This window comes from Mesorhizobium sp. WSM4823, from assembly GCF_055811195.1.
This window is the reverse complement of the sequence record NZ_JBVVQL010000003.1, coordinates 384,758-395,158: the sequence shown is the minus strand read 5'-3', so window position 1 is coordinate 395,158 and position 10,401 is coordinate 384,758. Positions and strand designations below refer to the sequence as shown.

Annotated in this window: 10 protein-coding genes; 9 read left to right on the top strand and 1 reads right to left on the bottom strand. The window is 62.6% G+C overall.

Annotated elements, in window-relative coordinates:
• The first annotated feature begins 555 nt into the window (after positions 1–555).
• The gene (locus AC0L26_RS10650; protein WP_473632469.1) at positions 556–855 is read left to right on the top strand and encodes a hypothetical protein; all 300 of its coding nucleotides are present in this window, start codon (positions 556–558) and stop codon (positions 853–855) included.
• Positions 856–919: 64 nt separating this feature from the next.
• On the opposite strand, the gene AC0L26_RS10645 is transcribed toward AC0L26_RS10650, so the two are convergent.
• Positions 920–1,579, bottom strand: coding sequence for a GntR family transcriptional regulator (locus AC0L26_RS10645; RefSeq protein ID WP_473632468.1), 660 nt, complete (start codon positions 1,577–1,579; stop codon positions 920–922).
• A 101-nt stretch (positions 1,580–1,680) separates the two neighbouring features.
• Between AC0L26_RS10645 and AC0L26_RS10640 the strand changes: the two genes are divergently transcribed.
• The 8 genes from AC0L26_RS10640 (at position 1,681) to AC0L26_RS10605 (ending at position 10,386) form a co-directional block, all read left to right on the top strand.
• A complete protein-coding gene (locus AC0L26_RS10640) occupies positions 1,681–2,574 on the top strand; it encodes a dihydrodipicolinate synthase family protein (protein ID WP_473632467.1) in 894 nt (297 codons plus the stop codon).
• 106 nt (positions 2,575–2,680) lie between these two features.
• On the top strand, positions 2,681–3,031 hold the full coding sequence (locus AC0L26_RS10635; RefSeq protein ID WP_473632466.1) for a GNAT family N-acetyltransferase: 351 nt from the start codon (positions 2,681–2,683) through the stop codon (positions 3,029–3,031).
• Entirely contained in the window at positions 3,031–4,284 is a 1,254-nt protein-coding gene (locus tag AC0L26_RS10630) for an NAD(P)/FAD-dependent oxidoreductase (protein WP_473632465.1), read from the top strand. The genes AC0L26_RS10635 and AC0L26_RS10630 overlap by 1 nt, the downstream gene beginning before the upstream one ends.
• A gap of 13 nt (positions 4,285–4,297) precedes the next feature.
• Positions 4,298–5,299 (top strand): 4-hydroxyproline epimerase, encoded by a 1,002-nt coding sequence (locus AC0L26_RS10625; RefSeq protein ID WP_473632464.1) that lies wholly within the window; start codon positions 4,298–4,300, stop codon positions 5,297–5,299.
• A 336-nt stretch (positions 5,300–5,635) separates the two neighbouring features.
• Positions 5,636–6,538 carry a branched-chain amino acid ABC transporter permease gene (locus AC0L26_RS10620; RefSeq protein ID WP_354492700.1) on the top strand — a complete coding sequence of 301 codons (903 nt, stop codon included), beginning with the start codon at positions 5,636–5,638 and terminating at the stop codon, positions 6,536–6,538.
• Positions 6,539–6,542: 4 nt separating this feature from the next.
• Positions 6,543–8,138: a high-affinity branched-chain amino acid ABC transporter permease LivM gene (gene livM, locus AC0L26_RS10615; RefSeq protein ID WP_473632463.1), complete on the top strand. Its 1,596-nt coding sequence runs from the start codon at positions 6,543–6,545 to the stop codon at positions 8,136–8,138.
• Positions 8,138–9,658, top strand: coding sequence for an ATP-binding cassette domain-containing protein (locus AC0L26_RS10610; protein WP_473632462.1), 1,521 nt, complete (start codon positions 8,138–8,140; stop codon positions 9,656–9,658). Before livM ends, AC0L26_RS10610 begins: the two co-directional genes overlap by 1 nt.
• On the top strand, positions 9,658–10,386 hold the full coding sequence (locus AC0L26_RS10605) for an ABC transporter ATP-binding protein (protein ID WP_354493007.1): 729 nt from the start codon (positions 9,658–9,660) through the stop codon (positions 10,384–10,386). The genes AC0L26_RS10610 and AC0L26_RS10605 overlap by 1 nt, the downstream gene beginning before the upstream one ends.
• Positions 10,387–10,401 lie beyond the last annotated feature (15 nt).

The following is a 10,401-nucleotide window of genomic DNA, read 5'->3' as shown; positions in this document are numbered from 1 at the left end:
GGACGGCGCCGAGTTCGTCATCCCGACGATGAATTAGCCGGACGGTTCCTTGTTTGCGCGTCCTCGCCTTTGGCTGCTGGCGCGCGGGCGGGCGTCAAGGACGGCGCCGAGTTCGTCATTCCGACGATGAATTAGCCGGACGGTTCCTTGTTTGCGCGTCCTCGCCTTTGGCTGCGGGCGCGCGGGCGGGCGTCAAGGACGGCGCCGAGTTCGTCATCCCGACGATGAATTAGCCGGACGGTTCCTTGTTTGCGCGTCCTCGCCTTTGGCTGCGGCGCGCGCGCGGGCGTCAAGGACGGCGCCGAGTTCGTCATTCCGACGATAACTTAGCCGTACCATTACTGATCCAGGTTAAGACTGGAGACGAAAAGGCCCGGCCAGAAACCGGCCTTTTTACCGCCCTGTCGCGACCTGTATATTTCTGAACGCTAATGTGATGGAACCAGGCGGGCAGCGGACGTCTTAACTTGCAATCCTGCCGCGAAGGACGCGCGGCAGATCAACCAACAGCGCTGGCGACAGCTCGGGGGATCGGTCGGCGCAAGGAGGTGTCAGATGACACGTCTTATGGTGACGGCACTTTGCGCCGCGGCTGCGGCGTTTTCCGCAGCCCCGGCAATGGCGGCCGAACAATGTGCGGCCCGAGCCGACATGATCAAAGCGCTCGGCGAAAAGTTCCACGAAAGTCCGACCGCGCTCGGTGTCGTCAATCCGAATGTGATCGTTGAAGTCTTCGTGTCCGATCAGGGCACCTGGACCATTCTCGCCAGCGACACGCGCGGTCAAAGCTGCGTGGTTTCGGTGGGTGAAGGCTGGGAGAGCGGACTGACGACAGCGGCGCTGCCAGGCACCTGAGCCGCTTGGAGCGGGACGGGCCCGCATTTCTGCGACGCCAAGTGATTCCACTTGGCTACAAATGCTAGCGCGTGGCGGCCGTCTCGGCGTGGCCGCGCAGCAGCGCCATCAGGCGCTTGGCATCCTTGGCGGCGGCATCTTCGTCGCCGGCGAGAATAGAGCGGATCAGCGCGACGTGGTGCTCGGCCGATTCCGCCAGCCCGGTATCGGCCTTATAGCGGAACCAGAAGCGGCGGCTGTGGGTCTGCAATGGGGCTGCCAGCCGCGCGGCGAACGGGTTGTCGGCAGCCAGCGCCAGCGCCTCATCGAGAGCTTTGTCGGCTTGGATAAAGGCCAGCACATTGCCTGATATCACCGCTTTTTGCATGGCCAGCGCCGCATCGTGAAACAGGTCGGCGGCCTCGCGGGTGACGAAGCGGGCGGCCGAGCGGGCAAGAACCACCTCGATGCCACGCCGTGCATCGAGAACGCGCAACCAGTCGCCGGGATGGAGCGGGGCAATGGCGATGCCGGCACGCGGCCGGACATCGAGCAGCCCCTCCCAAGCCAGCCGTTGGATCGCTTCGCGCACCGGCGTGCGGCCAAGTCCCAGCCTGTCGATCAGTGAGCCCTCGGTGATGAAGCTTGCAGGCGCCAGTTCGAGCGTTACGATCATATGCTCGAGCACGCGGTAGGCTTTTGCCGCCACGGGCTCAGAGCGAGATATATCTTCCAACAGGGCCATCGGTGCCTCCTGATATATTTTGCATATATCATAGCGGATTCCGCGTTGACAGTCCGTTTCTTAACAAATATACGGCTGATATATCAGTTGGAGAGACCGCTATGTGGACCGGAGTTTTCCCCGCCGTCACGACCAAGTTCACCGAGGACGACCACCTCGACCACGCCGAGATGGAGCGTTGTTTCGCCCTGCAGATGGAGGCCGGCTGCGACGGCATCATCGTCTGCGGCTCGCTCGGCGAGGGGCCGATGCTGTCGCATGACGAGAAGATCGAGGTGCTGAAGACGGCGCAGAAGATCGCCGGCAACAAGCCGGTTCTGCTGACGGTCAACGAAGCCGGCACGCGCGAGGCGGCGGCGATCGCGCGCCGCGCCGCGAAAGAGGGCGTCAACGGGCTGATGGTGGTGCCGAGCCCGATTTATCATACCAACGCCGAAGAGACGGTCGCCGCGCTGCGCGCTGTCGCCGAGGCCGGTGACCTGCCGGTCATGATCTATTCGAACCGGCTTGCCTACCGCGTCGACGTCACCGTCGATCAGATGGAGGAGCTGGCGAAGGACACGCGTTTTGTCGCCATCAAGGAGTCCTCCGACGACATCCGCCGCTCGACCGAAATCATCAATCGCTTCGGCGACCGCTACGATTTGTTCACCGGCGTCGACAATCTGGCATTCGAGGCGCTGTCGGTCGGCGCCATCGGCTGGGTGGCGGGACTGGTCACCGCATTTCCGCGCGAGACGGTTGCCATCTACCAGTTGATGAAGCAGGGCCGCCGCGAGGAGGCGCTGAAAATCTACCGTTGGTTCCGGCCGCTGCTCGATCTCGACGTGTCGACCTATCTAGTGCAGAACATCAAGCTCGCGGAGGTCTTGGCGATCAACACCAACGATCGCGTGCGCATGCCGCGCCAGCCGCTGTCGGGCGAGCGCCGCAGGGCGGTCGAAAAAATCGTCAGGGATGCGCTGGCGGTGCGGCCGACGCTGCCGACGTTTTGAGGCAGGTTGTATGCCGTCTCGGGTCTATCTCAAGCGGGTCGAAAGTGATGGAGATTGGGCGGCATATCACCGTATTCGCAGACGGGTTCTTTGGGAGGACCGAGGCTTGGATGGCTATAACGAACGGCATCCGGACGACCGTCTTGCGAGCAATCACCCACTGCTCCTCATGCACGAAGGCACGCCAGTAGGCACTGCCAGACTGGACGTTACCGGTCCGCGCTTCGGCGTTGTCAGGCTGGTCGCCATTGAAGCGAATCTGCAGCGGCGCGGCCTGGGCCGGATTCTCATGCAGGAAGTCGAGAGCTATGCCCGCCGCGTTGGTTTGGAGCAGCTTGAGGTCAATGCCGCCAAGGAGGCAGAAGGATTCTATCAAAGCCTCGGCTGGGTGGCCGTTCGGTCCGACCGGGAAAACCCATTGATGACAAAGTCCCTCAGCCCTGGAGAAATCCAATAGTGACGGCGCCAAACCGGACATTGGACATCGCCATTGTCGGTGGCGGCATCATCGGCATCTGTGTAGCGGCCTGTCTGGCGGAGGCGGGACGAAGCGTCACCATCTTCGATCGGACGGGGATCTGCGAGGAGACGAGTTCCGGCAATGCCGCCGCCCTGGCCTTTTCCGATGTGCTGCCGCTGGCCCACAAAGGGATGATCAGGCATCTGCCGAAATGGCTTGCCGATCCGCTCGGCCCGCTCAGCATCCCACCCGCTTATCTGCCGGCGCTGCTGCCTTGGCTTGTCCGCTTCTGGCGCGCCGGACGAAGCGACCGCTACGAGGCCAGCCTCGCGGCGCAGGCAGGCATGATGCGGCTCGCCGAGGCCGAATGGGCCGGGCTGATGGCGCGCTCGGGCACGACAAACATGCTGCGCGAGGACGGCTCGCTCGAACTTTACGAGAGCGAGGCCGAATTCAAGGCGTCGCTGCCGGGCTGGACGGCGAGGCAGCGGTTCGGCATCGGCTTCAGCCATGTCGAGGGCGATGCTCTCGCCGCCTTGCAGCCGGGCCTATCGCCGCGTTTCGTCAAGGGCACTTTCGTGCCGCAGTGGAAGACGGTTGCCGATCCCAAGCTGCTTGGCAAGGCGGTCTGGGGCTATGCCGAGACCAAGGGCGCGCGTTTCGAAAAAGCGCGTATCGACCGGGTCGAAGCGGGCCAGCATGGCGCGACATTGACACTGGCCGATGGCACGGTGCGGCAAGCAAAGCACCTCGTCATCGCCGCTGGCGCGTGGTCGCATCTCCTGGCGAAACATCTCGGCGACCGCATCCCGCTCGAAACCGAGCGCGGCTACAACACGACGCTGCCGAAGAGCGCCTTCGACGTGAAGCGGATGCTGATCTTCTCCGGGCATGGCTTCGTCATCACGCCGCTTGAAACCGGTGTGCGCGTCGGCGGCGCGGTCGAGCTCGGCGGCATTAAGCGGCCGCCCAACTATAACAGGTCGAAAGCGCTGCTCGACAAGGCACGACAATTCCTGCCGGGGCTTGACCCGGCCGGCGGCCGCGAATGGATGGGGTTCCGGCCATCGCTGCCGGACTCGCTGCCGGTAGTCGGCGGCGCCAGCCAGAGCGGCAACATCGTCTATGCCTTCGGCCACGGCCATCTTGGCCTGACCCAGGCGGCTGCCACCGGACGCTTGATCCGCGATCTCATTCTCGGCCAAAATCCGGTGTTTGATCTTTCTCCGTTTTCTCCGAACCGCTTCTGACGGGATCTCTAGAATGGCGCGCCACTCCTTCTTCTGCATAGACGGTCACACCTGCGGCAATCCGGTACGGCTTGTCGCCGGCGGCGGACCGTTGCTCCAGGGCGCGACGATGATGGAGCGGCGGGCGCATTTCCTGGCCGAGTATGACTGGATCCGCACCGGGCTGATGTTCGAGCCGCGCGGCCACGACGTGATGTCCGGTTCGATCCTCTATCCGCCGACAAGGCCTGACTGCGACATCGCCATCCTGTTCATCGAAACGTCGGGCTGTCTGCCAATGTGCGGTCACGGCACCATCGGCACGGTGACGATGGCCATCGAGCACGGGCTGATCAAGCCGAAGACACCTGGCATGCTCAGGCTGGACACGCCGGCCGGCGTGGTCACCGCCGAATACAAGCAGGTCGGCGACCATGTCGAGGAGGTGCGCATCACCAACGTGCCGTCCTTCCTCCATGCCGAGGGGCTGACCGTCGAATGCCCAGAGCTCGGCGAGATTAGTGTCGATGTCGCCTATGGCGGCAATTTCTACGCCATCGTCGAGCCGCAGAAGAACTATCGCGACATGGCCGACCATTCCGCCGGCGACCTCATCGCCTGGAGCCCGGTGGTCCGGCAGCGGCTCAACGAGAAATACTCTTTCGTGCATCCGGAGAATCCCGGCATCGGCCGGCTGTCGCATATGCTGTGGACGGGTGCGCCGACCGACAGCCAGGCGGATGCGCGCAACGCCGTCTTTTATGGCGACAAGGCGATCGACCGCTCGCCTTGCGGCACCGGCACCTCGGCCCGGATGGCGCAGCTTCACGCCAAGGGCAAGCTTAGGGCCGGCGAGGATTTCGTCCATGAATCGATCATCGGCTCGCTGTTCAAGGGCAGGGTCGAGAAGGAGGTCACGGTGGCAGGCAAGCCGGCAATCATTCCTTCGATCGGCGGCTGGGCCCAGATGACCGGATTGAACACGATCTTCATCGACGACCGCGATCCGTTCGCGCACGGATTCATCGTCAAATAGAGGCGATCCTGACCTAGGGGAAAGCAAAGGAACGCGAAGATCGACCGCCTCGGTGGCGCAATGATCCCGCTCTTCAACTTATTTTGACGACGATTCCTTCGAAAAGGGGTGCATATCGACGCCGAATCGTCAAAGACATTGCGTTATGCCAATGATAGGTTCCGCGATAGTCCAGAGGCCGGAAGGGAAAAGAACGGGCAATCCGATTGCGTGCTTCAAAATCACGCATGACGATTAAAAAATCACGTTGCAATCCGGGCTCGAAACTTTACGACTAGGGGAAATACGAAAAGGAATGCGTCTGCATGGGCGACATTCCAGGGGAGCAACGACAGCATGCAGTATTTTGTCCAGCAGCTTATCAACGGGCTGACGCTGGGATCGATCTATGGGCTGATAGCGATCGGCTATACGATGGTCTACGGCATCATCGGCATGATCAATTTCGCCCATGGCGACATCTTCATGATCGGCGCCTTCACCGCCCTTATCGTTTTCCTCATCCTCGGTGCGTTGTTCTATTCGGTTCCGGTGGTGATCGCGCTGCTGGTCATGATGATCGTCGCGATGCTGTTGACCAGCCTGTATAATTGGACGATCGAGAAGGTGGCCTACCGGCCCTTGCGCGGTTCGTTCCGGCTGGCGCCGCTGATCACCGCGATCGGCATGTCCATCGCACTGTCGAACTTCGTCCAGGTGACGCAGGGTCCGCGCAACAAGCCGATCCCGCCGATGGTCAGCCAAGTCTACAACATCAACGGCATCAGCGTGTCGCTGAAGCAGATCATCATCGTCATCGTTACCGCGCTGCTGCTGGCGCTGTTCTGGTACCTGGTCAACAAGACGTCGCTTGGTCGAGCGCAAAGAGCCTGCGAACAGGACCGCAAGATGGCAGCGCTGCTCGGCATCGACGTCGACCGCACCATCTCGATCACCTTCGTCATGGGCGCGGCTCTTGCCGCCGTCGCAGGCACGCTGTTCCTGATGTATTACGGTGTCATCGCCTTCTCCGACGGCTTCACACCCGGTGTGAAGGCGTTCACCGCGGCCGTGCTCGGCGGCATCGGCTCGCTGCCCGGCGCCGTGCTCGGCGGGCTGATGATCGGCTTCATCGAGAGCATGTGGTCGGCCTATTTCTCGATCGACTACAAGGACGTCGCCGCCTTCTCCATCCTGGCGATCGTCCTGATCTTCCTGCCTTCCGGCATTCTGGGCCGGCCAGAAGTCGAAAAGGTCTGAGATCATGGCCGGCACCCTATCTCCGGAGCGCGACGTCGTCGCCACCCCTGTGCAGCGCGCCACGCGCGAGGCGCTTTATGCCGGCGCCATCGCGCTTGGGCTGTTCGTGCTGTTCATCGGCCTGAGGACCGATCAGAACATCTCGAACGAACTGATCCTTGTGCAGCGCTGGTGGCTTCTCTTCACGGTGGTTGTGCTGACCATGGTCGGACGCTTTGTCTATGTGGCCTATGGCCAGCCCTTCCTGGCCAAACAGAAGATTGCCGATATCGCCACCGGCCTGTTGCCGGACAGCGTGGCGACGCGATTCTTCCGGTTGCCTTATTTCATCGCAGCCATCGCCGTAGTGGCGGTGCTGGCTGTTCTGGCCGGCTCCCTCGATGGTTTGCTGGGCCCTGGTCTTGCCGGTTATGCGCGGTTTGCGCGAGCGCTGGCGATCATCTATGCCCTCGCCTCGGTGCTGTTCTATTTCCGTAGCTTCATCCATGCCCACTTCTCGGTACTGGGCATCGCCGCACTGGCGATTTATCCTGTCGTCGTCGTGCTGATGCTGGCGCTGTACAGCGGATCGATGGCGGGCGGCTTTCAGGGCTCACTGAAATGGGTCGATAATTTCGGCATCCAGATCCTGATCTATGTGATGCTGGCGTGGGGATTGAATATCGTCGTCGGCCTCGCCGGCCTGCTCGATCTCGGCTATGTCGCCTTCTACGCCGTCGGCGCTTATGCCTATGCGCTGCTCGGCACGCAATTTGGCCTGTCGTTCTGGATCCTGCTGCCGGCCGCCGGCGCCATGGCCGCCTTCTGGGGCGTGCTTCTGGGCTTTCCGGTGCTGCGCCTGCGCGGCGACTATCTGGCGATCGTGACGCTGGCCTTCGGCGAGATCATTCGCCTTGTGCTGATCAACTGGCGTGAGGTCACCAATGGTTCGGCCGGCATCTCCGGCATCCCGAAGGTCACCTTCTTCGGGCTGATGTCGTTCAACGTCTCGGATCCTAACTATATCGCCAAGGTGTTGGACATCGCCACGTCGAGCGCCTACTACAAGATATTCCTCTACTACCTGATCCTCGGGCTCTGCCTGCTCACCGCCTTCGTTACGATAAGGCTCAGGCGCATGCCCGTCGGCCGCGCCTGGGAAGCGCTGCGCGAGGACGAGATCGCCTGCCGCTCGCTCGGCATCAACACCACCACCACCAAGCTCACTGCTTTTGCCACCGGCGCCATGTTTGGCGGCTTCGCCGGCTCGTTCTTCGCCGCGCGGCAAGGTTTCGTCAGCCCGGAATCCTTCATCTTCCTGGAATCGGCGATCATCCTCGCCATCGTCGTGCTCGGCGGCATGGGCTCGCTGGTCGGCATTGCCGTCGCCGCGATGGTGATGATCGGCGGCACCGAGGTGCTACGCGAACTCGATTTCCTGAAGCAGGTGTTCGGTCCGGATTTCACGCCGGAACTCTACCGCATGCTGCTGTTCGGCATGGCCATGGTCATCGTCATGGTTTGGAAACCGCGCGGGTTCGTCGGCAGCCGTGAACCGACCGCCTTCCTCAAGGAGCGCAGGGCCGTATCCGGCTCCTTCACCAAGGAGGGCCACGGCTGATGAGTGATGCGAGCTCGATTCAGAAAGCCAACCCGGGCATGAACGACGCCATCCTGCAGGTCGACCATCTGTCGATGAAGTTCGGTGGTCTGGTCGCCATCGGCGACCTGTCCTTCCAGGCCAGGCGCGGCGAGATCACCGCGCTGATCGGGCCGAACGGCGCCGGCAAAACCACCGTGTTCAACTGCATCACCGGTTTCTACAAACCGTCGGAAGGCATGATCACGCTCAATCGGCGCGACGGCTCGAGCTATCTGCTCGAACGCCTGCCTAACCACGAGATTCCGGCGCGCGCCAAGGTGGCACGCACCTTCCAGAACATCCGCCTGTTCTCGGGCATGACGCTGCTGGAGAATCTGCTGGTGGCGCAGCATAACAAGCTGATGAAGGCGTCCGGCTATACCATTCTCGGCCTGTTCGGCTTCAGCGGCTACCGAACCGCGTCGGCCGAGTCGATTGAGCTCGCCAAGCATTGGTTGGAAAAGGCTGATCTCCTCGATCGAGCCGACGATCCGGCCGGCGACCTGCCCTATGGCGCGCAGCGGCGTCTGGAGATCGCGCGGGCCATGTGCACGGGTCCGGAACTGCTCTGCCTCGACGAACCGGCCGCCGGTCTCAACCCGAAAGAATCGATGGCGCTCAACGCGCTGCTGATGGACATCAAGGACAACACGGGCACCTCGATCCTGCTCATCGAGCACGACATGGCGGTGGTCATGCAGATTTCCGACCATGTCGTGGTGCTCGAATACGGGCGCAAGATTTCCGATGGCAGTCCGCAGGCGGTACGCACCGATCCGCGTGTCATCGCCGCCTATCTCGGCGTCGAGGACGAGGAAGTCGAGACGGTGCTGACCGAGGTCGGCGACGAAGACGTCATCGAGCAACTGGATACGGGTCCGGATTCGGCGCACGGCCCGGGCACGTCATCGTCCTATTTCGCCGGACCGGTGACCGACACGGTCGGCCATAGCGAGGGTGAACGCGTAACGGTGTCGAAGGGCGCCTCGAAAGCCGGGCAGTTCGATGCGAGGTCGAGTGCGGCAGCAAGCAAGGCGGCCTCCCCGGCGGCAGCCAAGCCCAGCGCGAAATCTTCTGCCGCAAAACCCTCCGCGGCAAAGCCAAGCACCAAAGCGCCTGCCAAGTCCAAGGCCGCCGGCGTTTCGAACCGGCTCGCAGCACCGCGTGGCGGAAAGGCCGACAATCTGACCCGCATTAAGGGCATTGGCACGGTCAACGAGAAGAAGCTCAACCAGCACGGCATCTTTCATTTCGACCAGATCGCGGCATGGAAGAAAGCCGACGTTGAGGCCGTCGAGGCTTATCTCGCCTTCGACGGACGCATTGCGCGCGAGGACTGGATTGGCCAGGCCAAGCTTCTTGCCGCCGGCAAGGAGACGGAATTTTCGCGCCGCGTCGATGCCGGGACGGTGGAGACGAGCCATCCCTCCGGCCGTGCTTCCGGAAAGACTGGCAAAGCAGATGCGCCTGCGGCGGGCAAGCGCGGAGGGCGTAAATGATGGCCGGCACAACGCTGCTCGACATCAAGGGCGTCCAGACCTATTACGGCAACATCAGGGCGCTGAACGGCGTCGACGTCACCGTCAACCAGGGTGAGATCGTGGCGCTGATCGGCGCCAACGGCGCCGGCAAGTCGACGCTGATGATGACCATTTTTGGTGCTCCACGGGCGCGGGCCGGCACCATCACCTTCGCCGGCACCGACATAACCCAGATGCCGACCCATGAAATCGCGCGCATGCGCATCGCCCAGTCGCCGGAGGGAAGGCGCATCTTCCCGCGCATGACGGTGATGGAAAACCTGCAGATGGGCGCCAGCCTCGACAACCTCAAGCATTACGACGAGGACGTCGAGAAGGTGTTCACGCTGTTTCCGCGGCTGAAGGAGCGCATTGCCCAGCGCGGCGGCACGCTGTCGGGCGGTGAGCAGCAGATGCTGTCGATCGCACGTGCGCTGATGGCGCGGCCGAAGCTACTCCTGCTCGACGAGCCATCGCTGGGCCTGGCGCCGCTGATCGTCAAGCAGATCTTCGACGCCATTCGCGAGCTGAACCGCACGCAGGGACTGACCGTGTTCCTGGTCGAGCAGAACGCCTTCGGCGCGCTGAAGCTCGCCACGCGCGGCTATGTCATGGTCAATGGCAATGTGACGATGAGCGGCACCGGCAAGGAGCTGCTCGCCGATCCGGACGTGCGCGCCGCCTATCTCGAAGGCGGCCATCACTGAGTTCAGGAGACATCA

Bases quoted from the DNA above. Each gene is read 5' to 3' on its own strand.
- AC0L26_RS10645 (WP_473632468.1), bottom strand. From the start codon at position 1,579: ATGGCCCTGTTGGAAGATATATCTCGCTCTGAGCCCGTGGCGGCAAAA.
- AC0L26_RS10650 (WP_473632469.1), top strand. From the start codon at position 556: ATGACACGTCTTATGGTGACGGCACTTTGCGCCGCGGCTGCGGCGTTT.
- AC0L26_RS10610 (WP_473632462.1), top strand. From the start codon at position 8,138: ATGAGTGATGCGAGCTCGATTCAGAAAGCCAACCCGGGCATGAACGAC.
- AC0L26_RS10620 (WP_354492700.1), top strand. From the start codon at position 5,636: ATGCAGTATTTTGTCCAGCAGCTTATCAACGGGCTGACGCTGGGATCG.
- livM (WP_473632463.1), top strand. From the start codon at position 6,543: ATGGCCGGCACCCTATCTCCGGAGCGCGACGTCGTCGCCACCCCTGTG.
- AC0L26_RS10625 (WP_473632464.1), top strand. From the start codon at position 4,298: ATGGCGCGCCACTCCTTCTTCTGCATAGACGGTCACACCTGCGGCAAT.
- AC0L26_RS10605 (WP_354493007.1), top strand. From the start codon at position 9,658: ATGGCCGGCACAACGCTGCTCGACATCAAGGGCGTCCAGACCTATTAC.
- AC0L26_RS10640 (WP_473632467.1), top strand. From the start codon at position 1,681: ATGTGGACCGGAGTTTTCCCCGCCGTCACGACCAAGTTCACCGAGGAC.